Origin of the sequence: Micromonospora sp. WMMD882 (assembly GCF_027497255.1) — a bacterium.
Taxonomy (GTDB): Bacteria; Actinomycetota; Actinomycetes; order Mycobacteriales; family Micromonosporaceae; genus Micromonospora.
On record NZ_CP114903.1, the window covers coordinates 5,715,881 to 5,741,735 of the forward strand.

The window sequence follows — 25,855 nt, forward strand, 5'->3', positions numbered from 1 at the left end:
CCTGGGCGGACGCGTCGTGGCCGACGGCCCGGGTCGGGGCGGATAGAGTGACCGACGTGACGACGCTGCCCGCCCGCCGGCTCCTGCTGGTCCACGCCCACCCCGACGACGAGTCGATCGGCACCGGGTCGACGATGGCGCGCTACGCGGCCACCGGCGCCCACGTCACGCTGGTCACCTGCACTCTCGGCGAGGAGGGCGAGATCCACGTGCCCGAGCTGGCCCAGCTCGCCGCCGCCGAGGCCGACCAGCTCGGCGGGTACCGGCTCACCGAGCTGGCCGCCGCGTGCGCCGCGCTCGGCGTCACCGACCACCGGTTCCTCGGGGGCGTGGGCCGCTACCGCGACTCCGGCATGATGGGCCTGACCACCAACGAGCACCCCCGGGCCTTCTGGCAGGCCGACCTCGACGAGGCCGCCGGGCACCTGGTGGAGATCATGCGCGAGGTACGCCCCCAGGTCATGATCACGTACGACGAGAACGGCTTCTACGGGCACCCGGACCACATCCAGGCGCACCGGGTGGCGATGCGGGCCGCCGAGCTGGCCCGGGCCGAGGGCTGCGCCCCCACCAAGATCTACTGGACGGCGATGCCGATCAGCGTGCTGGAGGCCGGGATCACCCACTTCGCGGACGCCTCGGACAACCCCTTCGGCGGCATCACCGACGTCACCGAGCTGCCCTTCGGCACGCCCGACGCGCGGATCGCCGCCCGGATCGACGCCACCGAGCAGCACGCGGCCAAGGAGGCGGCGATGCGGGCGCACGCCACCCAGATCCCGCCGGACTCCTGGCTGTACTCGATCGCCGGCAACTTCGGCAGCGAGTTCATGGGCGTGGAGTACTTCACCCTCGCGGTCGGCGAGAAGGGCCCGGGCCGTGGCCCGTACGGCTGGGAGGACGACCTGTTCGCCGGCCTCGACACCGCCACCGGGGCCGGGTCCGTCCCGCCCGCCGGGCGGTCCGCTCCGGACGGGTCGGCGCCTGTTCCGGCCGCCTCGGCCGGTCCGCGGTGACCCTGCCCGCCGCGCCGATGTCGGTCAGCCCGCAGGAGATCGACCCGCTGCCGCCCCCGGGGCGGCTGGTCCGGGTGGTCGACCGGGCGCTGCGGGTGGCCGGCGGAGCGCTCGCCGTCTTCGGTGGCCTGCTGACCGCCCTGCTGGAGCTGGTCCTCGCCGGGGCACGCGTGGGTGGGCAGCTCATCGGCGTGTCGGTGCTGGTGGCGATCGTGGCGAACGTCGCGTTGAGCTGGTTCGCCCACACCACCGTCGGGCGACGCTGGGCGGTGGTGCTGCCCGCCGTGCCGTGGTTCGCCATGATGGTCGTCGCCGCGGGCCGCACCGACGAGGGCGACCTGCTCCTCTCCGGGGACAACTGGGTCGGGCTGGCGATGATCGTGGCCGGCGCGATGACCTTCGCGGTGATGGCGTTCCGGCTGATCCTGGCGCCCCCGTCCCCGCGTCCGGCACGCCCCTCGCCGGCTGCTCCCGGCTCCGCCCCGTTCCCGGGCCCGTCCCCGACGCCGGGCCCGTCTTCGCGCGGGGCGTCCGCGCCCGACCGGGACGGGTGACGTCGCCCCCGTTCTGGTGGTAGATATTCCTGCCAGGAGGCCCGCCGTCGGGGCGGGCGGTACGGCGGGAGGCGTGCGATGAGGGACCAGTGGCGGTCGATCGGTGTGCTGACGGGCGTCCTGTTCGCGGTGAACGTGGTCGCCCGGCTGGTGACCCGGTTCGCCTTCGACGAGGACGTGGCCGCCGCCGACCGGGTGTCGCTGGCGATGTTCCTGGTGGTCGGGCTGATCCTCGCGGCGGTGGCCTTCACGTGGGCCCGGCGCAGCCCGGTGGCCCGGTGGGGCGCCGATCTCGCCGCCGCCGTGGGCGTCGCGATGCTGGCGACCATCCTGCTCGGCCCGCTGGTGGTCGGCGCGAACCCGTTCGCCGGCGGGGTGGGCACGTTCTTCGCCCAGATCTGGCTCTACCTGCTGTCCACCGCCGCCGGTGTCCTGGTCGGCTACCTGCTCGCCACGGCCCTCGGGCTCGACCACCGTTCGCGGCAGCTCAAGCGGTACGCCGAGATCAAGAGCACCAAGCCCCGCCGCCCCGTCCGCCGCTGATCCCCCTCCGCCCCCGACCCTGCCCCGTTCCCGTCTCCCGCCCGGCCCGTGGGTCCCGGCCCGTGGGTCCCGGCCCGTGGGTCCCGCCTGGATGATCGACTTCGTTTCCTGGAGGATGCGTGATCCATCGGCGGGGACACCCCCAGATCAGCGAAGTGGCGTCGGGCCGGGCCGGGCGTCGGGTCGGGTTGGGGCGGGTCGGGCGTTGGGGCGGGTCGGGCGTGGGGTGGTCGGGCGTCGGGTGGCGTGGGCCGGGGTCAGGTCGGGGCGACCCGGGTGAGGTAGGTGTGGTGGGTGGTGAAGCCGAGACTCCGGTAGAGGCTGACGGCAGGGAGGTTCTGCTGTTCCACCTGGAGAAAGGCGTCCGTGGCGCCCGTCTCGGCGGCCCACTCGGCGAGCGCCCGGATCACCGCGCGGGCGAGCCCGCGCCGCTGGGCCGAGGGGGCCACCTCGACCAGGCTTAGCCCCAGCCAGCGGCCCTGCCCGGTGACCGTGCCCCGGCCGACGGCGACCAGCGTGCCGTCGACGTACCCGTGGGCGAAACGGACCTGGTCCACGGCGGTGAGCACGTGGCGGGCGGCCTCGGGCAGGCCGCCCTTGCGTCCGGCGGCCACGGTCAGCCACTCCGGTGACGGCGCGTCGACCAACTCGACACGCGACCCCGCCCATCCGGGCGCTCCCGTCGCGGGCTCTGCCCGCCCGGGCTGGGTCGGCCCGGACTCTGCCCGCCCGAACTGAGTCGGCCCGGGCTCCGCCGGCCCGCGCTCCGCCCGCCCGGGCGGCGGCACCGGACCGGGCTGCGCCGGCTGACCTGCCACCGGCCCCGGCCCTGCCGGCAGACCCGGCGTCGGCGTGGGCTGGGCCGGGGCGGGCGGCGTGGAGGCGGGCGGGGTGGATCCGGGGGCGGCTGGCCCGGCGGGCGGCGTGGAGGCGGGCGGCGTGGATCCGGGGGCGGCTGGCCCGGCGGGCGGCGGGTCGGCCAGCAGCCGGGCCAGGGGGACGGTCTGCACCAGCACCGGCGGGCGGGCGGCCCAGCCGCGCGCGTCCAGCTCGGCCCCGACCGGCGCGGCCAGCGGCAACGGGGTGTTGACCAGGGCCGGCTGACCCTGCCCGGCGTACCAGCGTTCGACGGCGTCGACGGCGGCCGGCAGGGGGCGGTCCGGGTCGCCGACCGGCAGCGCCGAGTTGGCGCGTCCGGTCCAGCCCGCGGCGCTGCGTAGCAGCCAGTCACCGAGGCGACCGCGGACCGGCGCGGGCCAGGCCTCGTCGGCGGCCAGTTCCAGGGCGGTCACGGCGGCGGCGGTGGGCCGGCGGGCCGGTGGCACCCGTTTGGCCCGGTGCACCTCGTCCCGGGGGACCCGGAGTCGGCCCTGGTCGGTGGCCAGCGTGATATGGGTCTCGCTCAACTCGACAAGTTCGCCGAGGGCGTCGGAGAACAGCGGGCGGCCCTCACGAATCCCCACAATCCGGCGGACCACGATCCGGTGTCCCACATCCTGCTGTCGGAGCACGATCGACCCCCTCCCCGGCGAGATACTAGGCTCTTACCGTCGCGGGGGATCGCGACGCGTCTTGCGGAGGAGATGACCGGTGACCTACATCATCGCCGAGCCGTGCGTGGACGTGCTCGACAAGGCATGCATCGAAGAGTGCCCGGTCGACTGCATCTACGAGGGCAATCGGATGCTCTACATCCACCCCGACGAGTGCGTCGACTGCGGTGCCTGTGAGCCGGTGTGCCCGGTCGAGGCGATCTTCTACGAGGACGACGTGCCGGAGCAGTGGAAGGACTACACCGGGGCGAACTACGAGTTCTTCGAGGATCTCGGCTCGCCCGGCGGCGCGTCCAAGGTCGGCAAGGTGGAGAAGGACGCCACCTTCGTGGCCGCCCAGCCGCCGCGCGGAGAGGGCCACTGAACCGGCCCACCCCGGTCTCGTCGCGGCTGCCCGACTTCACCTGGGACACCCTGGACGCCGCGGCGACCCTCGCCGCGGCGCATCCGGACGGGTTGATCAACCTCTCCATGGGCACGCCGGTCGATCCGGTGCCGGCGGCGATCCGCCGGGCGTTGGCCGAGGCGTCCGACGCGCCCGGGTACCCGCTCACCGCCGGCGCCCCGGCGCTGCGGGACGCGATCGCGGACTGGGTCGAGCGCGCCTGCGGCGCGACCGCCGGCGGGTTCGGCGTGCTGCCCACGATCGGGTCCAAGGAGCTGGTCGCCTGGCTGCCCACCCTGCTCGGCGTCGGCCCCGGTGACGTGGTCGTGGTGCCCTCGATCTGTTACCCCACCTATTCCGACGGGGTACGCCTGGTCGGGGCCACCGAGGTCCGTGCCGACTCGCTCACCGCGGTCGGCCCGACGTCCCGGGTGCGGCTGGTGTGGGTCAACTCACCGGCGAACCCGACCGGCCGGGTGCTGCCCGCCGCGCACCTGCGCAAGGTCGTCGACTGGGCCCGTGAGCGGGGCGCGGTGGTGGCCAGCGACGAGTGCTACCTGCCGCTGGGCTGGTCCTCCGACGCCGAGCCGGTCTCGGTGCTGTCGCCCGAGGTGTGCGGCGGCTCGTACGAGGGCGTGCTCGCCGTGCACTCGCTGTCCAAGCGGTCCAACCTGGCCGGTTACCGGGCGGGCCTGGTGGCCGGGGATCCGGCGCTGGTGGCCGAGCTGCTGAAGTTGCGCAAACACGCCGGCATGATCGTGCCGGCGCCGGTGCAGGCGGCGATGGTCGCCGCGTTGACCGACGAGCGGCACGCCGACGAGCAGCGGGAACGCTACCGGCTCCGGCGGGAGCGGCTGCTCGCCGCGTTCACCGACGCCGGGTTCACCGTCGAGCATTCCGAGGCGGGGCTCTACCTCTGGCTGAGCCGGGGCGGCGAGGAGTGCTGGCAGACCGTGGACTGGCTGGCCCGGCGGGGCATCCTGGCCGCTGCCGGCGCTCTCTACGGTCCCGGCGGTGGCCGGCACGTACGGGTGGCGCTCACCGTCTCCGACGAGCAGGTCGCCGCGGTGCCCGCCCGCCTCGCGCAGCGTCCGCTCTCCGCCCCCCGGTAGCGTGGGGCAGGGCACTTCCCGACGCCTGGCGCGGCGGGAGGTACCCGTGGTGGGTCGAGTGGAAGCCGAGGTGCGTAGGTGGCTGGCTCCGGCACGCGGATCCGGGCGGCGGTGGTCGGCACCGGCCTGATCGGTGGGTCGGTCCTGCTCGGGTTGCGCCGGGCCGGTCTCGACGTGACCGGCTGGGACCCGGATCCGGCCACCCGCCTGGCGGCCCGTCGTTCCGGGGTGACCTGCCCGGACGCGTTGGCCGAGGCGGTCGCCGACCGGGACGTGGTCTTCCTCTGCGGCCCGTTGCCGACGCTGCCGGAGACCCTGCTGACCGTCGCCGCGGCGACCGGCGCGGGGTGCGTCCTCACCGACGTGGGCAGCACGAAGGCGGAGCTGGCGGCGTTCGCCGCCGCGTACGGGCTGACCGGTCGGTTCGTGCCCGGGCATCCGATGGCCGGCGCGGACCGGGCCGGGATCGGCGCGGCCGAGCCGGAGCTGTTCGACGGCGCGGCCTGGGTGCTCTGCCCTGCGGCGGGGCCCGGCCTGGCCGCGTTCCGGTGGCTGACGACCTTGCTCGCGGCGACCTTCCGGGCCCGGGTGGTGCCGATGTCGGCCGACGACCACGACGGCGTGGTGGCGCTCTGCTCGCACGTGCCGCACCTGCTGGCCGGGGCGCTGGCCGGGGCGGCCGGGCGGGGCGCGACGCGCGACGCGGTGCTGGCGTTGGCCGCCGGAAGCTTCCGGGACGGCACCCGGGTGGCGGGGACCCCGGCGGAGCGGACGGCGAACATGCTGCTCGGCAACCGGGAGCACGTGCTGCGGGAGCTCGCCGTGGTGCGGTCGTTCCTGGACGAGTTGACCGGCGCGCTCGCGGCGGCCGACGCCGGGGCGCTCACCGCCGCCTACCGGGACGCCCGCGCGACCCGGACCGCCCTGTCGGACCGCCCCTTCGTGGCGTCGCGGCGGGCTTTCCCGACCGCCGACGACCCGGGGGCGGAGCTGGATTTCCTGCTCGGCCTCGGGGCGGCCGGCGGGCACCTGAGCGGGTGCCGCGTCACCGGGTCGTCGGTCGAGTACACCGCGCACCGGCCGGCGGGGCCGGCGGACCGCGGTTAGGGTGGGCGCATGGTGGACGGACCGGTGGTGACGGTACGCGGCGAGGCCTACCGGGAGGTGGCGCCCGAGCTGGCCCGCTTCGCGGTGACGGCGATGGCCCGGGACCGGGACCGGGAGGCGACCCTGACCCGGCTGGCCGAGCGGTCCGCCGCGATCCGGGTGCTGCTCGACGGCTACGGCCCGGCCGTGGACCGACGGGAGACCGGCGACCTGCGGGTCCGTCCCGAGTCGAAGCGTTCGGGTGAGCGGGTGGTGGCCTACCACGGCAGCGTCACCACCACGGTCACCGTCACCGACTTCACCGTCCTCGGTGAGCTGATGCTCCGCCTGGCCGACCAGGACCAGGTCGCGGTGGCCGGGCCGTGGTGGTCGCTGCGGCCCGACAGCCCCGTCCACCGGGAGGCACGTCAGGCGGCCATCGCCGAGGCCGTCCAGCGGGCCCGGGAGTACGCCGAGGTGCTCGGCGCCCGGGTGACCGCTCTGCTGGAGCTCTCCGACACCGGGCTGGCCGCCCAGCCGATGACGTTCCGCGCCGCCGGTTTCGGCGGTGCGGAGGCGACCGCCGAGATCGACCTCGACCCGCAGCAGCAGACCGTGCAGGCCGCGGTCGAGGCCCGGTTCGCGATCAGCGAGCCGGTCCTGGGCTGATGTCCGGCACGCCGGCCCCCGAGCCGGGTCCGGGGCGTCCCACCACGTCGGCGGGGCGTTCCACGACGTCGGCGGGGCGTTCCACGACGTCGGCGGGTCCGGTCCGGGAATGCGGCGTGGCGGAGCTGGTGGCGCGGGCCCGGGAGCTGGCCGCCGCCGGCCCCCGCCAACTGCTCGGCATCGCCGGGCCGCCCGGGGCCGGCAAGTCGACCCTCGCCGAGCGAGTCGTGGCCGAGGTCGGCCCGACCGCCCGGCTGGTGCCGATGGACGGCTTCCACCTGGCCCAGGCCGAGCTGGCCCGCCAGGGCCTGGCCGACCGCAAGGGCGCGGTCGACACCTTCGACGCGTACGGCTACGTGGCGCTGCTGCGCCGGCTGCACCGGGTCGAGCCGACCGCGGTCTACGCGCCGGCCTTCCACCGGGACGTCGAGGAGCCGGTGGCCGGGTCGATCGCGGTGCCGCCGTGGGTGACCCTGGTGGTGACCGAGGGCAACTACCTCCTCCTGCCCGACGACCCGTGGGACGAGGTCCGCACCCTGCTGCACGACGCCTGGTTCCTCGACCTCGACGCCGGGACGCGGCTGCGCCGGCTCACCGCCCGGCACGAGGCGTACGGGCGGTCGTCGGCGGAGGCCCGGCGTTGGGCGTACGGCTCGGACGAGGTCAACGCGGCGGTGGTGGCCGGCACCGCCGCCCGCGCCGACCTGGTGGTCCGGCTGACCGAGGAGCCGCTGCCCGGGTCGGGCTGACCGTTCCCCGCCCGGGCCGGGCCCCATCCGATCCGCCCGGGTCGGCTGACCGTTCTCAGCCGACCCCCTGGCGGGGGAGGCGGACGCCCTGCCGCAGCAGACCGGCCACCCGGTCCCGTTCGGCCCGGAACTCGGGGGACTCCGGGTACCCGCCGTGGTTGCGGATCGGCGGGTCGGTGATCTCTCCGCCGGTGGGGTGCAGGCCCTCCGGGTCCTGGACGGCCAGTTCCCGTCGGGCGGCGCTGACCGGCCAGCCCAGCGGGTCGGTGTCGCGCCAGAAGTTCGTCCAGCAGGCGCGGCCGGAGCGGTCGGTGAGCGCGTCGGCCAGCGCCGGCAACCGCTCGGGCCCGAAGTACGCGGGGAACACCCGCCCGTACAGTCTGGCGAGCTGACAGCCGTACGAGAAGAACCAGACCCGTCGCCGCCAGCGGGCCGGAAGCTGGAAGATCATCGCCGCGCAGATGACCGTGCCCTGGCTGTGCCCGGAGAGGATGATCCCGGTGACCCGGCGCGGGTCGTCCTCGGGCAGGGCGAGCAGCCCGGCGGTGCGGGTCTGCAACTGGGGCACGGCCCGTTCGGCGTAGCTGGGCGGGGCGAGCGGATGGGCGGCCCGGGGCCAGAACGTGCCGATGTCCCACAGCACGCCGACCGAGCGGCGTACCGCGTCGTTGCGGTAGACCAGCAGGCCGAGCGCGGCGATCAGCACGGGCAGCCAGCCGAGCAGGGCGTCCCCGCTGTCGGCGGCCCCGGTGACCAGCACGCCCCAGCCGCTGCCCGGCGCGGGCTGCGGCACGGCCTGGGAGAGCGCGGCGGCGCAGCCCAGCGCGGCGAGCACGGCGACGACCGCGCCGCACCGGCCGGCGAGTCGGACGGCGTGTTCGCCGACGAGCCGGTGCAGCGCCCGGAAGGCGCTGACGTCGCGGCAGCGGCGCACGTCGTGGGCGGAGAGCCGACGGCCGGGGGTGACCAGGCGCGCGTACTCCCGGTGGCGCAGGCCGGCGAAGATCACCCCGGCGCGGGCGGCGGTGGCCAGGACCACCAGCAGCACGACGGCGAAGACGAGCCCCGCCCAGCGCACCGGCCCCGGCGGGACCACGGTGACCCGGTCGCCGGAGTTGAGCCGGTTGCTGATCCAGTAGAGCACCCCGGCGGAGTAGGCCATGCCGAGCAGCCAGCCGACGCCCGCGATCAGGGCCGGCCCCCGGCCGCCCCAGGCCAGCGCGGCGTGCCGGTCCCGGGGCGGCACGTCGGGCGCCGGACGGGGCAGCACCAGCCCGACGGCGGCCAGCCCGAGCGCCGGGGCCACCAGCATCCACCGGTCCAGCCGGTCCGGGGGGTCGGGCAGGACGGGCGGCAGCCAGCCGGTGACCCAGGCCACCCCGGTGGCCAGGGCGAGCCCCGCCGCGACCGGGGCGGCCAACGCCCGCCGCCCGGAGCGGGACACCCCGCCGATCGCGGTCAGCAGCAGGAGCTGCCCCACCGCCCACCAGGCGATGATCCAGTCGTACCCGGGCAGGGAGCGGTCGACGCCGCAGCCCGGCGTCGCCGGGCGGACCGCGCACCCGACGGGCGGGCGCAGGTCGGCCAGGGGCACCCCGGCCGGCCCGTCGGGCAGCAGCAGGAGCACGACGGCGCCGGCCAGTCCGGCCAGGGTGCTGACCACGACCAGGAAGCTGTACGGGCCGAGCGGGGTGTGCCCGGCGCGCCGGGTCAGGTACGGTCGCCCGAGCGCCACCACGGCCACCGCCACCGGCAGCGCCAGCAGCGCCACGGTGGACCAGGCGAGCGCGGCGCGGGCGCCCCGCGGCGGGTCCATGGCGAGCACCGCGCCGAGCGGGACCGCCGCCGCGACCACCGTCCCGCAGCACAGGTGCAGGACGGCGGCCCGCCGCAACTGGCCCTCGCCGCACCAGAAGGTGGGGTCCTGCAACGGGTTGGCCAACGGCACCCCGACGGGTGGCCCGCTCGGTCCGGCCGGCATCTCCGCCTCGTACTGGTAGGTGCGCCAGCTCAGCAGGCCGACCAGCGCGATCAGCCCGAGCGGCAGCAGCAGCCCGACGGCGAGGGCGTGCGCGTCCTCGCCCCACCAGCCGTGTCCGAGGAACTCCCACGGGCCGGGCACCCGGCGCAGGCAGTCGGGGTCCACGCACTGCCAGCCGACCAGGTCGACGCCGATGCCGGTGGCGGCGAGGACCAGCGTGCCGGTCAGGCTCAGGCAGAACAGCCGGATCAGCCAGGCGGCGATGCCGGAGCGGCTGGCCCAGCGTTCCCGGTCCGGGTCGGCCGGGATGTCCGGCCGGGCGTGCAGGGCGACGTTGGCGAGGGTGAACGGCAGCAGCAGCGTCCACAGGGCCCGTTCGACGTCCCGCGCGGTCCGCGCGCCGGAGGTGAGCTGTCCCCAGCTGTACGCCTCGACGACGACCGGCTCGCCGCCGGTCGGCGCACCGGCGGTCGGTCCGCTGTCGGTCGGTCCGCTGTCGGTCGGTCCGCTGCCGGTGGGTTCGCTGTCGGTCGGCCCGTTGTCGGTGGGTCCGTTGTCGGCCGGCGGTCGATCGGGGTGGGGCGGCGTCGGTTCCCGGTAGAAGCCGGTGACCTCGTCACCGGCGACGAGCCACGGCTGGGCGGCCGGTTCGCCTGGTTCCGGCTGCATGCCCAGCAGTTGGCCCGGCGGCGTGTTCGACACGCCGTGTACCCGCAGTTCGAGCACCCGACCAGCCATCGCTGCCTCCCGGTGACCGTATCACTACCCAGAGTGCTCTCCTGGTGTGGGTGTCGGCCAGTCTTTTTCGACGGGTTTTCGCAGCTCAGCGAAGAAATTTTGGGATCAGGCGAGGGAGCGGATCGGTCGCGCGGGGTTACCGACCGCCACCACGTTGGCCGGTAGGTCGCGGGTGACCACCGCGCCCGCGCCCACCACCGTGTTGTCGCCGACGGTGACCCCGGCGAGCACGATCGCGCCACCGCCGAACCAGACGTTGTCGCCGATGGTGATCGGGGCGGCGGCCTCCCACTTGGCGCGGCGCGGCTCCGGCTCGACCGGGTGGGTGGGGGTGAGCAGTTGGACGTTCGGCCCGAACTGCGTGTCCGCGCCGACGGTGATCGGCGCGACGTCCAGGAAGACCGCGTTGAAGTTGACGAAGGCCCGCGGGCCGAGGGTGATCCGGCTGCCGTAGTCGCAGTGGAACGGTGGCCGGACCCAGGCGCCCTCGCCGACCTCGCCGAGCAGGTCGCGCAGGGCGGCCAGCCGCCCTTCGGGGTCGTCCGCGCGGCTGCCGTTGAACCGTTCCATCAGCACGGCGGCCCGGTCCAGCTCGGCCAGGATCTCCGGGTCCTCGGCCAGGTACAGCTCTCCGGCGAGCATGCGCTCTCTCATCGACGTCACCGGTCGAGCATGCCGGAGCGACGATCGGCAGACCAGAAAGGTTGCGGGCGTTTCCGATTTTTCCGGTCGTGTTCCTGACTTTTTCCGCAAGTCCGATGTGGAAGCGTGGAGGCGATCCATCGATGTGATCACATCGGTGCGACTGTTCTCCTGCGAGGAGGTCCTGTGTCAGGAACACGGAGATCCATCGGCGTCGGGCTCGCGTTGGGCCTGCTGCTGGGCGGGCCCGCAGCGCTACCGGGCACGTCACCCGCGACCGCCATCGGCCCCGGCCCGACCACGACGCCCGCCATCGGTCCGGGGCCGACGTCCACCCCGGGCGGTGGCCGGCCGGTGACCGTCACGCTGCTCACCGGCGACCGGGTCACGGTGGCCGGCAAGGGCGTCACCGTCCGCCCCGGCCCCGGCCGGGACGGCATGACCTTCCTGACCCGGCGGTCGGCCGGTCAGCTCACCGTCATCCCCCGGGACGCGGCGCCGCTGATCCGCAGCGGCCAGGTCGACCAGCGGCTGTTCGACGTCGCCGGGCTGGTCGCCGCCGGGTACGACGACGCGCGGCGGGACACCCTGCCGTTGCTGCTGCGCTACCGGGGCGGAGCGAAACGGTCCGGCCCCGCCGCCGCGGGCACCCGGGTCACCCGGGAGCTGCCCGCGATCGGCGGCGCGGCCGTCACCGCTGCCAAGGACCGGGCCGGGGCGGTCTGGACGACGCTCACCACCGGTACGTCCACCACGCGCGTCGGCACTGCGGAGGGTGTCGAGCGGATCTGGTTGGACGGCCGGCGTCGGGTGACGTTGGACCGCAGCGTGGCGCAGATCGGCGCGCCGGAGGCGCACCGGGCCGGCTGGACCGGCCGGGGCGTCCGGGTGGCGGTGCTCGACACCGGCGTGGACACCACCCACCCGGACCTGGCCGGACGGGTCGCGCAGAGCCGCAACTTCAGCGACGCCACCGACCCGGACGACACGGTCGGTCACGGCACCCACGTGGCGTCCACCATCGGCGGCAGCGGGGCCGGCGCCGACGGCCGCTACGCCGGGGTCGCGCCGGACGTGACCCTGTTCTCCGGCAAGGTCTGCGAGAGCGACTGGTGCACCGACTCGGCGATCCTGGCCGGCATGCAGTGGGCCGCCGTCGACCTGGACGCGACGGTGGTGAACGTCAGCCTCGGCGGGCCCGACGGGCCGGCGGTCGACCCGCTGGAGGAGGCGATCGAGAACCTGACCGCGCAGACCGGCGCGCTGTTCGTGGTGGCCGCCGGCAACGACGGGTCCGACGCCTCGGTCGGCTCCCCGGGCAGCGCGGACGCCGCGTTGACCGTCGGCGCGGTCGACCGGGACGACACCCTGGCCGACTTCTCCAGCCGGGGCCCCCGCCCGTACGACGGCGGGATCAAGCCCGACATCACCGCGCCCGGCGTCGGCATCGTGGCGGCCCGGGCCGCCGAGGGGCGGATCGGCCAACCGGTCGGGGAGCGGTACGTGAGCCTCTCCGGCACCTCGATGGCCACCCCGCACGTGGCCGGCGCGGTGGCCCTGCTGGCCCAGCAGCACCCGGACGCCAACGCCGGGCAGCTCAAGGCGCTGCTGATGGCCTCGGCCCGGCCGCACCCCGAGCAGACCGCCTACCAGCAGGGCGCCGGCCGGGTCGACTCGGCCGCGGCGGTCGGCCAGCAGGTCACCAGCGACCCGCCCAGCGTCTCGTTCGGCACGGCGCGGTGGCCGCACGACGACGACACCCCGGTGGACCGGCGGGTCGCGTACCGGAACGCGGACGACGCCCCGGTGACGCTGACGCTGACCCTGGAGGTCACCGGCCCCGACGGCCGACCCGCGCCGGCCGGCGTGTTCCGGCTCGCCGCCGGCCAGGTCACCGTGCCGGCCGGTGGCCGGGCGGAGGTGACGGTGACCGCCGACACCCGGGTGGCCGGGCCGGACGGCCACTACACCGGACGGCTGGTGGCCCGCGCCGGCACGTCGACGACGGTGACCCCGTTGGCGATCGACCGGGAGGTGGAGAGCTACGACCTGACCGTCGAGACCCTCGACCTGGCCGGGGCCCGCACCGACGACCACTTCACCGACCTGTACGGCCTGGACGGTTTTCTGGCGCGCGGCGTCTACGGCGCCGACGGGCTGGCCACCGTGCGGCTGCCCAAGGGACGTTACGGGCTGGTCAGCGCGAGCCTGCCCCCGGACGGGGACGGGTTCACCCTGCTCGCCCAGCCGGAGCTGGTGGTCGACCGGGACCAGCGGGTCACCGCCGACGCCCGGCGGAGCGGGCCGGTCCGGATGACCGTGCCCGAGCCGTCCGCCGTGCCCGCGATGGCCGACGTGTCCGTCCAGTTCAACGGAACGGACGTGGGCTACGGATTCGGCTTCGGGGGTGCTGACTTCACCGGCGTCCGCACCGGCCCGATCGGTCGGAAGACCTCGGCGGACAGGTTCGCCGCCACGCTCTCCGGGCAGTGGGCGCACGGCGAGGCGGAAATCAGTCCGTACCTGTACGCGACGGCCGAGACCTTCGGTGGCGCGCTGCCGAACGGGTTCGTCAAGGACTACCGTCGACGCGACCTGGCCGCCGTCCACCAGCGGTTCCACGCCGGGACCGGCACGGAGGCCGACCGGGCGGTCTTCCCCGCGCCGGAGAACATCTGGTCGGCCTCGGCGATCGGCGTGCCCACCAGTCTGCCCGGCGGTCGGGTCGAGTACGTCAACACCGCGCCCGGCCTCAAGTGGTGGTCGATCCTGGAGACCGGGGAACGCGACGCCGACGGCTGGCTGGAGATCCAGACGAGCCTGTTGTCCCCGGACACCGCCTACCAGGCCGGTCGGGTCTACCGGGACGAGTGGAACGCGCCGCCCTTCGGGCCGACGATGGGCCGGCCGGCCCTGGGCGTGGTCCGCTTCCAGGACTTCATCGTGGTGGACATCCCGACGCACAGCGACGCCCGGGGCCACTACGGGTACTCCGCCGCCAGCGCCGAACGCACCCGGCTCTACCGGGGCGACGACCTGGTCGGGGAGAGCCCCTACGCCGGGTACGGGGAGTTCGCCGTCGGCCCGGAGCCCGCCGACTACCGGGTGGAGCTGACCACCGAGCGGGACTTCACCGACCTGAGCACCGTGGTGACCGGTAGCTGGACGTTCCGCTCGGCGTACGCCGACGGGGACGAGCTGGTCGGGCATCCGTTGTCGGCGGTCCGGTTCACGCCCCGGCTGGACTCCTCCGGCGCGGCGCCGGCCGGGCGGGCCTTCACGATTCCGGTGACCGTGCAGCGGCAGGCCGACACCCCGGCCGCCCCGGTCACCGCGCTCACCGTCGACGTGTCGTACGACGGCGGGAAGAGCTGGCAGCCGGCGAACCTGCGGCAGCAGGGCGACGGCTGGGTGGCGACGGTACGGCACCCGGCGAAGCCGGGCTGGGTGTCGCTGCGGGCCGCCGTCACCACCGGCGACGGTGGCGCCGCAGGCCACCAGGTCACCCAGGCGTACCGCCTGAAGTGAGCGTGCGGGAGGGTCCGCTCCGGTCCCCGGAGCGGACCCTCCCCAGCCCCGGCCGAGGTCAGTCGTTGGCGTGCAGGGCGGCGTTCAGGGTGATGCCCTGACCGGCGCGCGGGCGGGCCTCCAGCGCGCCGGTGACCGAGTTGCGCCAGAACAGCAGCCCGGCGACCCCGGACAGCTCGCGGGCCTTGACCGTCCGCCCGTCCGGCAGGGTGATCTTCGACGCGGCGGTGACGTAGCAGCCGGCCTCGACCAGGCAGTCGTCACCGAGCGAGATGCCCACGCCGGCGTTCGCCCCGATCAGGCTGCGCTCGCCGATGCTGATCCTCTCGGTGCCGCCGCCGGAGAGGGTGCCCATGATCGACGCGCCGCCGCCGACGTCCGCGCCGTCCCCGACCACCACGCCCTGCGAGATCCGCCCCTCGACCATCGAGGCGCCGAGCGTGCCGGCGTTGTAGTTCACGAACCCCTCGTGCATGACGGTGGTGCCGGCGGCGAGGTGCGCGCCCAGCCGCACCCGGTCGGCGTCGGCGATCCGCACCCCGGACGGCATGACGTAGTCGGTCATCCGGGGGAACTTGTCCACCCCGTACACGGCGAGGTGGCGGCCGGCGGCCCGCTCGATCACCCGCAGCTCGTCCACCCGCTCCGGCGGGCACGGTCCGGCGGACGTCCAGGCCACGTTCGGCAGCTTGCCGAAGACGCCGTCGAGGTTCAGCTCGTTGGGCCGCGCCAGGCGGTGGGAGAGCAGATGCAGTCGCAGGTACGCGTCGGCGGTGTCCTTGATCGGGTCGTCCAGCGAGCCGATCACGGTGACCACCTCGACCGTACGCAGACCGGGCAGGGCGCGATCACCGATCGCGCCGGGCGGCAGGTCCAGCACGTCCGCGTGTTCCTCGCCGGGGACCAGGGGCAGCTCGCCGAGGCCGAGTTTCCCGGTCGGGTACCAGGTGTCGAGCACCTGGTCACCAGCGGTCACGGTGGCCAACCCGATGCCCCAGGCAGACTGTGCGGACGTCACGGTTTCACCCTTCGTTCACGATCACGGGACCGAACCGCTCACTCCCGGCCCCCCACGGCCTGACGGTACCGTGCGAATCATGGAGAACCCGCTGACCCCCGAGGTCCTCGCCGATCCGGTGGCGTTGACCCGCGCCCTGGTAGACATAGAATCCGTCTCCCTGAACGAGAAGGCGATCGCCGACTGCGTCGAGCAGGTGCTCCGGACGGTGCCCCACCTGAGCACCCACCGGTACGGCAACACGGTGATGGCCCGGACGGACCTCGGGCGCGCGCAGCGGGTGGTGCTCGCCGGGCACCTGGACACCGTCCCGCTCAACGACAACTTCCCGTCCAGCATGCGCGGCGACCTGATGTACGGCTGCGGCACCTCCGACATGAAGTCCGGCGTGGCGTACGCGCTGCACCTGGCGGTCACCCTGCCCGACCCCCGGTACGACGTCACGTACTTCTTCTACGAGGGCGAGGAGATCGAGCAGAAGCACAACGGCCTGAACCTGGTGGCCGCGGCGTACCCGCAGTGGCTCCAGGCGGACTTCGCGGTGCTGCTGGAACCGACGTACGGCATCGTGGAGGCCGGCTGCCAGGGCACCATGCGGGCGGTCGTCACCACGGTCGGCGAGCGGGCCCACTCGGCCCGGTCCTGGCACGGGGTGAACGCCATCCACGGCGCGGGCGAGGTGCTGCGCCGGCTGGCCGGCTACGAGGCCCGGCGGGTCACCATCGACGGCTGTGCCTACCGGGAGGGGATGAACGCGGTCCGGATCCACGGTGGGGTGGCCGGGAACGTCGTCCCGGACCGCTGTGAGATCGAGGTCAACTACCGGTTCGCCCCGGACCGTGACCCGGCGGCGGCCGAGGCGCACCTGCGGGAGGTCTTCGACGGCTTCGCGGTGCAGGTGATCGACGTGGCGGCCGGGGCGGCGCCCGGCCTGGGCTCGCCGGCCGCGCAGGAGTTCCTGGCGGCGGTCGGCGCCGCGCCGATCGGCAAGCTGGGCTGGACGGACGTGGCCCGCTTCGCGGCGTTGGGGATCCCGGCGCTGAACTTCGGCCCCGGTGACCCGAACCTGGCGCACCACAAGGACGAGCACGTCGAGATCGGCAAGATCCGCGACGGGGCGGCGACCCTGCACCGCTGGCTGGCCGCCACCTGACCGACCGGGCCCGGGGTGACCAGGACGGCTCCTGGTCACCCCGGGACGGCCCGGTCAGCCGTTGCTCAGCACGGCCGCCTCGACCTCGGGCCGCGTCTCGGCCTCCGCGGCCGGCTCGGTCGGCTTCATCAGGCGGGCACGGCGGCGCTCGGCCACCACGTCCTGGATCCGCCGCTGCATCTGCCGCCGGATCCGGATCCTCTCGTTGTTACTGATCACGCTGCTCCTCCCCCGAAGGCGCGCCGGGGTGTCCCCGTGTGTGAATAGTAGGACGTGCGTGCGACCGTTTCAGTTGCCTTTCGCGATCAGCAGATCCCGACTCCGGTCGGCCGGGCGTGCCCAGCCGTCCCGGCGCCGGGACGTCAGCCGCGCCGGCACCGGGACGGCGGACCTCGCACGACCCTCCCGACCTGCGGTGCGACCCTCCACTACGGTGGCTGACATGAGTCAGAGCGACGGACGCGGCAACGGCCCGGGACAGGAACGGCACCGGGGCGCGGTCACGCTGCGCCGCAAGGCGCTGCCGAGCAGCACCGCCGACGAGCGGCTGCTCGACTCCCGTGGCCGGGCGGACTGGAAGACCAAGGACGCGTGGCGGGCGCTGCGGATCCTCTCCGAGTTCGTGGAGGGCTTCGACACCCTCGCCGACCTGCCGCCCGCGGTGAGCGTCTTCGGCTCGGCCCGCAGCCGACCGGACAGCCCCGAGTGCGCGCTGGCCGAACGGCTCGGGGCGGCCCTGGCCCGGGCCGGGTACGCGGTGATCACCGGGGGCGGGCCGGGGGTGATGGAGGCGGCGAACCGTGGGGCCAGCGAGGCCGGTGGGCTCTCCGTCGGCCTGGGCATCGAGCTTCCGTTCGAGCAGGGGCTCAACGACTTCGTCGATCTGGCCATCGACTTCCGCTACTTCTTCGCCCGTAAGACGATGTTCGTCAAGTACGCCCAGGCGTTCGTGGTGCTGCCCGGCGGGTTCGGCACGATGGACGAGCTGTTCGAGGCGTTGACCCTGGTGCAGACCGGCAAGGTGACCCGGTTCCCGGTCGTGCTGATGGGCGTCGACTACTGGCGCGGGCTGCTCGACTGGCTGCGCGACACGATGGCCGCCGAGGGCAAGATCGGCCCGGTGGACCTGGAGCTGATCTGCCTCACCGACGACGTGGACGCCGCCGTCCGGCACATCGTCGAGGCCGAGGCGCAGCTCTCCGGCGGGCAGGAGGAGGTACGCGAGGAGGCGGTCGCCCGGACCGCCGCCGACCAGCAGGCCGCCGCGCGGCAGGCCGAACAGCACGCCAGCGGGCAACAGGCCGGCGGGTCGCCGGGTGGCGGGCAACAGGCCGGCGGGTCGCCGGGTGGCGTCGAGCAGGGGGAGGGCTGACCGGATGGCGGCGATCGGAGTGTTCTGCGCGTCCTCCCGTACCCTCGACCGGCGCTGGCTCGACCTCGCTTTCGACACCGGTCTGGAGCTGGCCCGACGTGGGCACACGCTGGTCAGCGGGGGCGGCTGCGTCGGCATGATGGGCGCGTTGGCGGACGGCGCGCGGGCCGGCGGTGGGCGTACCGTCGGGGTCATCCCGCAGGCCCTGGTCGACCTGGAGGTCGCCGACCTGTCCTCGGACGAGTTGCTGGTCACCGACTCCATGGCGGCCCGCAAGACGATCATGATCGACCGTTCGGACGCGTTCCTCACCCTGCCCGGTGGTCTCGGCACCCTGGACGAGCTGTTCGAGGTCTGGACCACCGCCACCCTGGCGATGCACGCCAAGCCCATGGTGCTGCTGGACGTGGACGGTTTCTACCGTCCCCTGGTGGACTGGCTCACCGCCCTGACCGCCCAGCGGTTCATCAAACCCGCCGGCGAGGCCCTCCTCCAGATCGCCCCCACCCTCCCCGAGGCCCTGGACCTCCTCCAACCCACCCGCACCCCCGCGACGGAGAGTTGATCAAGAGCTGCTGGCCGGCGTTCCGACCCTGGAGCGCCAGAACCTTCTGATCGACTCGGCGGGGCGGGGAGCGGGCGGGTGGGGTGGATGTGGGTGGTGGGGGTGGGGTGTCCGGGGGGCGTGGTGTGATGGGGGGATGCGGGCGTACCGGTTGGTGCGTCGGGTCGGTGGGTTGACCTCGGAGGACGGGGCGGACGCCGGGTCGGCGGTGGGGGGAGAGCGCGCGGCCGTGGGCGGCCCGGCGGCCGGTGGGCCGGCGGTGGGCGGCGCGGGGGCCGGTGGGCCGGCGGTGGGCGGCGCGGGGGCCGGTGGGCCGGCGGTGGGCGGCGCGGTGGCGGGTGGCGCGGACGCGCGGCAGGCGGAGGTGATCGCGCACACCGACGGGCCCATGCTGGTCCTGGGCGGGCCCGGCACCGGCAAGACCAGCACCCTCGTCGAGGCGGTCGCCGCCCGGGTCGCCGAAGGCGTCGATCCGGAGCACGTCCTGGTGCTCACGTTCGGTCGGCGGGCCGCCACCGCGCTCCGGCACCGGATCGAGGCGCGGATCGCCGTCGGTCGGCGCGTGGTCCGCGAGCCGCTGGTGCGGACCTTCCCCGCGTACGCCTTCGGTCTGCTCCGCCGCGCCGCCGCCGAACGGGGCGAGCCCAGCCCCCGCCTGCTCACCGGCCCGGAGCAGGATCTGATCATCCGTGAGCTGCTGGACGTGGTGGCCGACGGCCCCGAGACCGACCCGGTCGGCTGGCCGGAGGAGCTGTGGCCGGCGCTGCGCACCCGCGCCTTCGCCGGGCAGCTCCGCGACCTGCTGATGCGGGCCGCCGAGCGCGGGGTGGGGCCGGTGGAGCTGACCCGGCTCGGCGAGCGGCTGGGCCGCGCCGACTGGTCGGCCGCCGCGCGTTTCCTCCGCGAGTACGTCCAGGTGCTCGCGCTGCGGGACGTCAGCAACCGGGGCTCGGTCGCGTACGACCCCGCCGAGCTGGTCCGGGCCGCCACCGGGCTGCTGCTGGACGACCCGGAGCTGCTCGCCGCGGAACGCCGTCGACTCGCCCACGTCTACGTCGACGAGCTGGCCGACACCGACCCGGCCCAGCTCGAACTGCTGACCGTGCTGGCCGGTGGCGGCAGGTCCCTGGTCGCGTTCGCCGACCCCGACTCCTCCACGTACGCCTTCCGGGGCACGGACCCGGCCGGCGTGACGACCTTCCCGCACCGGTTCCGGACCGCCTCCGGGGCGCCGGCGGCGCAGGTGGTGCTGACCACGTCGTACCGGGCCGGGGCGGAGTTGCTGGCCGCGGCCGGCCGGCTCGGTCGACGGCTGCGCGGGCCGGTGACCCACCGCCGGCTGGAGCCGCTGCCGGACGCCCCGCCCGGCGCCGTCGAGGTGCGCGTGTTCCGTTCGGCGACCAGCGAGTCCGCGTACCTGGCGCACACGCTGCGCCAGGCGCACCTGCTCGACGGGGTGCCCTGGTCGCGGATGGCGGTGCTGGTCCGGTCCACCACCCGGCAACTGCCCACCCTGCGCCGGGCGCTGCACACGGCCGGGGTGCCGACCGTGGTGCACGGCGAGGACCTGCCGCTGCACCTGCAACCGGCGGTCGCCCCGCTGCTGCTCCTGCTGCGTTGCGCGCTCGAACCGGCCCGGCTGGACGAGGAGGCCGCGGTCGCGTTGCTGCACTCCCCGTTGGGCGGGGCCGATCCGCTGGCCGAGCGGCGGCTGCGCCAGGGGCTGCGGGCGCTCGCCCTGACCGCCGGGGACCGACGCCCCTCCGGCGAGCTGCTGGTGGACGCGTTACGGGACCCGGCCGTCCTGGCCGGGATCGACCGGCGCTGGGCCGAGCCGGCCCGGACGGTGGCCGGTCTGCTCGCCACCGCCCGGGAGTCGGCCGCCCGGCCGGCGGCCACGGCCGAGGACGTGCTGTGGGCGGTGTGGCAGGCCAGCGGGCTGGCCGAGCGCTGGTCGGAGGCGGTGCGGGGGCGGGCCGACGTCGGCGAGGGGGAGCGTGCGCGCCGGTGGCGGGTGGACGCCGCCGACCGTGACCTGGACGCGGTGCTGGTGCTCTTCGACGCCGCGGCCCGGTTCGTGGACCGCCTGCCGGGCGCGCGTACCGAGGTCTTCCTCGACCACGTCCTCGGGCAGGACCTGCCGGCCGACACGATCGCGCCCAGCGCCGACCGGGGTGAGGCGGTCCGGCTGCTCACCGCGCACGCCGCCAAGGGGCTCGAATGGGACGTGGTGGCGGTCGTCGGGGTGCAGGAGGGCGTCTGGCCGGACCTGCGGCTGCGGGGCAGCCTGCTCGGCTCCGAACGGCTGGTGGACGTGCTGGCCGGCCGGGGCGACGGCGCCGGGGTCACCGCCGCCCTGGTCGGGCAGACGTCGGCGCTGCTCGACGAGGAGCGCCGGCTCTGCTACGTGGCGGTCACCCGGGCCCGACGCCGACTGCTGGTCAGCGCGGTCGCCTCGGCGTCGGTGGGCGGCGACGACCACGAGGAGCAGCCCAGCCGCTTCCTGCACGAGCTCGCCCCCACCGAGCCGCCGAGGGGGGACGGCGGCGCCCCGGACGGCGGCGCCCCGGACGGCGGCCCCACGTCGGGTGACGGCGGTCCGGGCGGTGGTGGTCGTACCCAGCCCGCGGGCGGGCCGTCGGGCGGAGAGGGGACGTCGGGCGGGGGGCGGATGGCGGAGCTGCCGGTGGGGCGTCCGCCCCGGGCGTTGACGTTGCCGGCCCTGGTGGCGGAGCTGCGTACCGCGGTGGCCGACCCGGCGGTCCCGACCGCCCGGCGGCGCGCGGCGGCGGCCGAGCTGGCCCGGCTGGCCGCCGCCGGGGTGCCCGGCGCGCACCCCGACGACTGGTGGGGGCTGCGCGGCCTCTCCGACGACCGGCCGCTCGTCGACGACGGCGAACCGGTCCGGGTGACCCCGTCGGCGATGGACAGCGCCCTGCGGTGCAGCCTGCGCTGGCTGCTGGAACGGCACGGCGGCAGCGCGCCGGCCAGCGCCGCCCAGGGCGTCGGCAACCTGGTGCACGCCGCCGCGATGCTCGCCGAGGACGCCAGCGCCGACCGGTCGAAGCTGCTGGAGTACGTCAACGCGCGGTTCGACGCGATCGAGTTGGCCGCCCGGTGGATGGCCGGGCCGGAGCAGGCCCGCGCCGAGGCGATGGTGGACAAGCTGCTGCGCTGGTTGGCCGGCAACCCGCGTCGACTGCTCGCCATCGAGCACGAGTTCGCCGTCCGGCTGGACGACCCGGACCGTCCCGTCGACCTGGTCGGCCGGGTGGACCGGCTGGAGGTCGACGCGGACGGCCGGCTGGTGGTGGTCGACCTGAAGACCGGCCGGTCCACCGCGGTCGGCCGGGAGCTGGCCGAGCATCCGCAGTTGGGCGCGTACCAGGCGGCCGTCGAGGCGGGGGCGTTCGGCGAGCACGGCGACGCCTCCGGCGGGGCCGCCCTGGTGCAGCTCGGCACCACCGCGAAGGAGGCCCGGGAGCAGACCCAGCCGCCGGTGGGCGAGGGGCCGGCGGCCGGGTGGGCGACCGCGCTGGTCCGACGTACCGCCGATACGATGGCCGCCGCCACCTTCGCCGCCGTGGCCAACTCGCGGTGCCGGGTCTGCCCGGTCCAGACGAGTTGTCCGGTGTCCGGCAAGGGGCGGCAGGTCGTCGAACCGCCGACCCCCCGGCCGCCGGAGGAACAGTGACCCAGCCCGCGTTGTTCGGCGGCCCCGCCGCGCCGGCCCCCCGGCTGGCCGACGCCGGCCCCCGCTACACCCCGGTGGAGCTGGCGAAGCTGCTCGGGCGGCCCGCGCCCACCCGGGAACAGGCGGCGATCATCGCCGCGCCGGTCGAGCCGCTGCTGGTGGTGGCGGGAGCGGGCTCCGGCAAGACCGAGACGATGGCCGCCCGGGTGGTCTGGCTGGTCGCCAACGACCACGTCCGACCCGAGCAGATCCTCGGGCTGACCTTCACCCGCAAGGCCGCCGGCGAGCTGGCCCACCGGGTACGGGCCCGGCTCGACGTGCTGGTCCGCCGGCTCGGTCGACCCGGCCGTGATCCGGCCGACGATCCGCTGTCCGGTGAGCCGACCGTAGCCACCTACCACTCGTACGCGGCCCGGGTGGTCGCCGAGCACGGGCTGCGCGCCGGCTACGAGCCCGCCACCCGGCTGCTCACCGAGGCGTCCCGCTGGCAGGTGGTGGACCTGCTGGTCCGCAACCACGACGGCGACCTGTCCGAGTTGCAGCGCACGCCGGGCACGGTCACCGACGCGGTGCTGGCGCTCGCCGCCGAGCTGGACGAGCACCTGGTCGGCCCGGACGACCTGGCCGCCTGGACCGGCCGGTTCTTCGCCGCGGCGCAGGCCCTCCCCGGCAAGGTGTACGCGGACGTGCGGAAGGCGCTGACCGTGCAGCAGACCCGGCTGGCCCTGCTGCCGCTCGTCCGGGCGTACGCCCAACGCAAGGCGGACTTCGAGGCGATGGACTTCGCCGACCAGTTGGCCCGGGCCGCCCGGGTGGCCCGCGACCACCCCGAGGTCGGCCGGATCGAACGGGACCGGTTCCGGGTGGTGCTGCTCGACGAGTACCAGGACACCAGCCACGCGCAGGTGGTGCTGCTGCGGTCGCTGTTCGGCGACGGCCACCCGGTGACCGCCGTCGGCGACCCCTGCCAGTCGGTCTACGGCTGGCGCGGGGCCAGCGCCGGCACGTTGACCCGCTTCCCGGGCGAGTTCCGCCGGGCCGACGGCACGCCGGCCCGGACGCTCGGGCTCACCACGAGCTGGCGCAACCGCCCCGAGATCCTCGGCGTGGCGAACGCGCTGGCCGCCCCGCTGCGGGCCGCCGGGGCACGGGTGCCGGAGCTGCGCGCCGCGCTGAGCGTCGCCGAGCCGATCCCGCACCGCACGCCCGGCGGCACGGCCGCCGGCACCGTGCACTGCGCGCTGCTGCCGACGTACGTCGACGAGGCGGAGTGGATCGCCGACAGCGTGCTGGCCGCCTGGCGCGGGGCGGCCCGGACGCCCGGCGCGTTGCCCGAGCACATTCCGGCGGCGCGGCGACCGACCACCGCCGTGCTGGTCCGGGTACGCAGCCAGATCCCGGCGATCGAGTCGGCGTTGCGGGCCCGCGGGCTGCCGGTCGACGTGGTGGGCCTGGGCGGTCTGCTGGACACCCCCGAGGTCCGGGACGTGGTGTGCACGCTGCGGGTGCTCGCCGACCCGACCGACGGGGCGGCGCTGCTGCGGCTGCTCACCGGGGCCCGCTGGCGGATCGGCCCGCGTGACCTGGTCGCGCTGCACCGGCGGTCCCGCCAACTCGCCGCCGCCCGTCGGAAGCTGACCGGCGCCGAACCCGACACCCCGGACGCGGTCGACGGGCTGGACGAGGCCACCCTGGTCGAGGCGTTGGCCGACCTGGGCCCGGCCCAGGCGTACTCGGCGGAGGGGTACGCGCGGCTGCGGGCGTACGCGAACGAGCTGGCCCTGCTCCGGTACCGGCTGGAGCAGTCCCTGCCGGAGCTGATCGCGGACGTCGAGCGCACCACCGGCCTGGACGTGGAGGTGGCCGTCCGGGCCGGCCGGGACGGCGCCGGCGACGCCGGCCTGGCCCGGGGGCACCTGGACGCGCTGGGTGACGTGGCGGCCCGGTTCAGCGGGGAGACCCCGGGGGCCACCCTGGCCGGTTTCCTGGCCTATCTGGCCGCCGCCGAGGACGAGGAACGCGGCCTGGCCCCGGGTGAGGTCGAGGTGGTGGAGGGCGCGGTGCAGATCCTCACCGCGCACGCCGCCAAGGGGCTGGAGTGGGACGTGGTGGCGGTCGCCGGGCTGACCCGGGGCGGCTGGCCGGGACAGGTCCGTAGCTCCGACCACTACCTGGGCGGCCTGGGCGTGCTGCCGTTCCCGCTGCGCGGCGACGCCGACGGATTGCCCGCCCTGGCCCTGGCCGACGCGGAGGACCAGCGCGGGGTGGCCCGGGCGCTGGCCGACTTCGCCACCGACTGGCGGGCCCACGACGAACGGGAGGAACGCCGGCTGGCGTACGTGGCGGTGACCCGGCCACGGCGGCTGCTGCTCTGCTCCGGCCACTGGTGGGGGGAGGGGACGAGACGTCCCCGGGGCCCGTCGGTGTTCCTGCGGGAGATGCACGACGTCTGCCTGGCCGGCGGGGACGGGCACGTGGTGGACGTGTGGGCGCCGGAGCCGGCCGGGGACGCGGTCAACCCGACCACGGAGGTGGTGCTGCGGGCCGAGTGGCCGGCCGACCCGCTGGGCGCCCGCCGGCCGGTGCTGGCCGAGGCGGCGGCCCTGGTCCGGCAGCTCCTGCTCGCCGACCCGCCGCCCGGCGACGCCGTTCCGCCGCCCGGCGGAGCCGAGCCGTCCGCCGCCGGCGCCGAGCCGTCCGCCGGCGGCGCCGCCCTCCCGGCCGACGCCGCCGACGACCCGGCGGAGACCGACCCGGAGATCGTCAGGTGGCGGCGGGAGACCGACCTGCTCCTCGCCGAGCGGGCCGAGGCCCTGCGCAACGCCGGCACGGTGCAGGTGACCCTCCCCGAACACCTGTCGGTCTCCCAGCTCGTGGCGTTGCGCCGCGACCCGGAGCAGCTCGCCCGTACGCTGCGCCGTCCGCTGCCGGCCCCGCCCAGCCCGTACGCCCGCCGGGGCACCGCCTTCCACACCTGGCTGGAGCAGCGGTTCGGGGCCGACCGGCTGCTCGACGTGGACGAGCTGCCCGGGGCGGCCGACGCCGACGCCGCCCCGGACACCGAGCTGACCGCCCTCCAGGAGCGGTTCCTGGCCGGCGAGTGGGCCGACCGGGTGCCGGTGGAGGTCGAGGTGCCGTTCGCCACAGTGGTCGCCGGGGTGGTGGTGCGGGGCCGGATGGACGCGGTCTTCGCCCGCCCCGGCGGCCGGTACGACGTGGTCGACTGGAAGACCGGGCGCCAGCCGACCGGGCCGGAGGCCGACGCGGCGGCGGTGCAGTTGGCCGTCTACCGGCTGGCCTGGGCGGAGCTGGCGGGCGTGCCGGTCGAGCACGTCGGGGCGGCGTTCCACTACGTCCGGGACGACGTGACCGTCCGGCCGGCGGACCTGCTGGACGCCGAGGGGCTGGCCGCCCTGGTGACCGCCGCCACCGAGCCGGTGGACCCGGAGCCGACGAATCCGGTGTAGCGGATGTGGGCGGCCGGGATCCGTGATAGC

At 75.6% G+C, this 25,855-nt stretch carries 17 protein-coding genes and 2 pseudogenes; 14 read left to right on the forward strand and 5 right to left on the reverse strand.

The window, feature by feature from the left end:
* The first annotated feature begins 47 nt into the window (after positions 1 to 47).
* From mshB to O7606_RS24675, 3 genes and pseudogenes are all read left to right on the forward strand, one after another.
* Complete coding sequence (gene mshB / locus O7606_RS24665) at positions 48 to 1,016, forward strand: N-acetyl-1-D-myo-inositol-2-amino-2-deoxy-alpha-D-glucopyranoside deacetylase (protein ID WP_281596381.1); 969 nt, start codon at positions 48 to 50, stop codon at positions 1,014 to 1,016.
* 17 nt (positions 1,017 to 1,033) lie between these two features.
* Positions 1,034 to 1,465, forward strand: a pseudogene (locus tag O7606_RS24670) (hypothetical protein); the annotation flags it as partial.
* A 183-nt stretch (positions 1,466 to 1,648) separates the two neighbouring features.
* Positions 1,649 to 2,113, forward strand: a complete 465-nt coding sequence (locus tag O7606_RS24675; RefSeq protein WP_281596382.1) for a hypothetical protein — start codon at positions 1,649 to 1,651, stop codon at positions 2,111 to 2,113.
* A 257-nt stretch (positions 2,114 to 2,370) separates the two neighbouring features.
* On the opposite strand, the gene O7606_RS24680 is transcribed toward O7606_RS24675, so the two are convergent.
* A complete protein-coding gene (locus O7606_RS24680; protein WP_281596383.1) occupies positions 2,371 to 3,624 on the reverse strand; it encodes a GNAT family N-acetyltransferase in 1,254 nt (417 codons plus the stop codon).
* Positions 3,625 to 3,703: 79 nt separating this feature from the next.
* Here O7606_RS24680 and fdxA point away from each other — a divergent pair, with 79 nt between their 5' ends.
* The 5 genes from fdxA to O7606_RS24705 all read left to right on the forward strand — a co-directional run bounded on the left by fdxA (position 3,704) and on the right by O7606_RS24705 (position 7,667).
* Positions 3,704 to 4,030, forward strand: coding sequence for a ferredoxin (fdxA, locus tag O7606_RS24685; RefSeq protein ID WP_030490464.1), 327 nt, complete (start codon positions 3,704 to 3,706; stop codon positions 4,028 to 4,030).
* Complete coding sequence (gene dapC, locus O7606_RS24690) at positions 4,027 to 5,163, forward strand: succinyldiaminopimelate transaminase (RefSeq protein WP_281599862.1); 1,137 nt, start codon at positions 4,027 to 4,029, stop codon at positions 5,161 to 5,163. Before fdxA ends, dapC begins: the two co-directional genes overlap by 4 nt.
* A gap of 78 nt (positions 5,164 to 5,241) precedes the next feature.
* On the forward strand, positions 5,242 to 6,270 hold the full coding sequence (locus O7606_RS24695) for a prephenate dehydrogenase/arogenate dehydrogenase family protein (RefSeq protein WP_281596384.1): 1,029 nt from the start codon (positions 5,242 to 5,244) through the stop codon (positions 6,268 to 6,270).
* 9 nt (positions 6,271 to 6,279) lie between these two features.
* Positions 6,280 to 6,918 carry an SIMPL domain-containing protein gene (locus O7606_RS24700; protein ID WP_281596385.1) on the forward strand — a complete coding sequence of 213 codons (639 nt, stop codon included), beginning with the start codon at positions 6,280 to 6,282 and terminating at the stop codon, positions 6,916 to 6,918.
* A gap of 116 nt (positions 6,919 to 7,034) precedes the next feature.
* On the forward strand, positions 7,035 to 7,667 hold the full coding sequence (locus O7606_RS24705) for a nucleoside/nucleotide kinase family protein (protein ID WP_281596386.1): 633 nt from the start codon (positions 7,035 to 7,037) through the stop codon (positions 7,665 to 7,667).
* A gap of 55 nt (positions 7,668 to 7,722) precedes the next feature.
* On the opposite strand, the gene O7606_RS24710 is transcribed toward O7606_RS24705, so the two are convergent.
* Both O7606_RS24710 and O7606_RS24715 read right to left on the reverse strand, forming a co-directional pair.
* A complete protein-coding gene (locus O7606_RS24710) occupies positions 7,723 to 10,386 on the reverse strand; it encodes a hypothetical protein (protein WP_281596387.1) in 2,664 nt (887 codons plus the stop codon).
* A gap of 105 nt (positions 10,387 to 10,491) precedes the next feature.
* Positions 10,492 to 11,049, reverse strand: a complete 558-nt coding sequence (locus tag O7606_RS24715; RefSeq protein WP_281596388.1) for a sugar O-acetyltransferase — start codon at positions 11,047 to 11,049, stop codon at positions 10,492 to 10,494.
* Between the two features lie 165 nt (positions 11,050 to 11,214).
* On the opposite strand from O7606_RS24715, the gene O7606_RS24720 reads away from it, so the two are divergent.
* Complete coding sequence (locus O7606_RS24720) at positions 11,215 to 14,556, forward strand: S8 family serine peptidase (RefSeq protein ID WP_281596389.1); 3,342 nt, start codon at positions 11,215 to 11,217, stop codon at positions 14,554 to 14,556.
* Between the two features lie 58 nt (positions 14,557 to 14,614).
* Here O7606_RS24720 and dapD read toward each other — a convergent pair whose 3' ends face one another.
* Positions 14,615 to 15,574 carry a 2,3,4,5-tetrahydropyridine-2,6-dicarboxylate N-succinyltransferase gene (gene dapD, locus O7606_RS24725; RefSeq protein WP_281596390.1) on the reverse strand — a complete coding sequence of 320 codons (960 nt, stop codon included), beginning with the start codon at positions 15,572 to 15,574 and terminating at the stop codon, positions 14,615 to 14,617.
* 79 nt (positions 15,575 to 15,653) lie between these two features.
* On the opposite strand from dapD, the gene dapE reads away from it, so the two are divergent.
* Positions 15,654 to 16,727: a succinyl-diaminopimelate desuccinylase gene (gene dapE, locus O7606_RS24730; RefSeq protein WP_281596391.1), complete on the forward strand. Its 1,074-nt coding sequence runs from the start codon at positions 15,654 to 15,656 to the stop codon at positions 16,725 to 16,727.
* A gap of 54 nt (positions 16,728 to 16,781) precedes the next feature.
* Here the strand turns inward: dapE and O7606_RS24735 are convergent, their stop codons facing one another.
* Complete coding sequence (locus O7606_RS24735) at positions 16,782 to 16,946, reverse strand: hypothetical protein (protein WP_281596392.1); 165 nt, start codon at positions 16,944 to 16,946, stop codon at positions 16,782 to 16,784.
* A gap of 223 nt (positions 16,947 to 17,169) precedes the next feature.
* Here O7606_RS24735 and O7606_RS24740 point away from each other — a divergent pair.
* The 4 genes and pseudogenes from O7606_RS24740 to O7606_RS24755 all read left to right on the forward strand — a co-directional run.
* Positions 17,170 to 18,000 (forward strand): annotated as a pseudogene (locus tag O7606_RS24740) (TIGR00730 family Rossman fold protein); the annotation flags it as partial.
* A 103-nt stretch (positions 18,001 to 18,103) separates the two neighbouring features.
* On the forward strand, positions 18,104 to 18,664 hold the full coding sequence (locus tag O7606_RS24745) for a TIGR00730 family Rossman fold protein (protein ID WP_281596393.1): 561 nt from the start codon (positions 18,104 to 18,106) through the stop codon (positions 18,662 to 18,664).
* A gap of 136 nt (positions 18,665 to 18,800) precedes the next feature.
* Positions 18,801 to 22,358, forward strand: coding sequence for an ATP-dependent DNA helicase (locus tag O7606_RS24750; protein WP_281596394.1), 3,558 nt, complete (start codon positions 18,801 to 18,803; stop codon positions 22,356 to 22,358).
* Entirely contained in the window at positions 22,355 to 25,825 is a 3,471-nt protein-coding gene (locus tag O7606_RS24755) for a UvrD-helicase domain-containing protein (RefSeq protein WP_281596395.1), read from the forward strand. Before O7606_RS24750 ends, O7606_RS24755 begins: the two co-directional genes overlap by 4 nt.
* Positions 25,826 to 25,855: the final 30 nt, after the last annotated feature.

Bases quoted from the DNA above. Each gene is read 5' to 3' on its own strand.
- O7606_RS24675 (WP_281596382.1), top strand. From the start codon at position 1,649: ATGAGGGACCAGTGGCGGTCGATCGGTGTGCTGACGGGCGTCCTGTTC.
- O7606_RS24700 (WP_281596385.1), top strand. From the start codon at position 6,280: ATGGTGGACGGACCGGTGGTGACGGTACGCGGCGAGGCCTACCGGGAG.
- O7606_RS24710 (WP_281596387.1), bottom strand. From the start codon at position 10,386: ATGGCTGGTCGGGTGCTCGAACTGCGGGTACACGGCGTGTCGAACACG.
- dapE (WP_281596391.1), top strand. From the start codon at position 15,654: ATGGAGAACCCGCTGACCCCCGAGGTCCTCGCCGATCCGGTGGCGTTG.
- O7606_RS24745 (WP_281596393.1), top strand. From the start codon at position 18,104: ATGGCGGCGATCGGAGTGTTCTGCGCGTCCTCCCGTACCCTCGACCGG.
- O7606_RS24750 (WP_281596394.1), top strand. From the start codon at position 18,801: ATGCGGGCGTACCGGTTGGTGCGTCGGGTCGGTGGGTTGACCTCGGAG.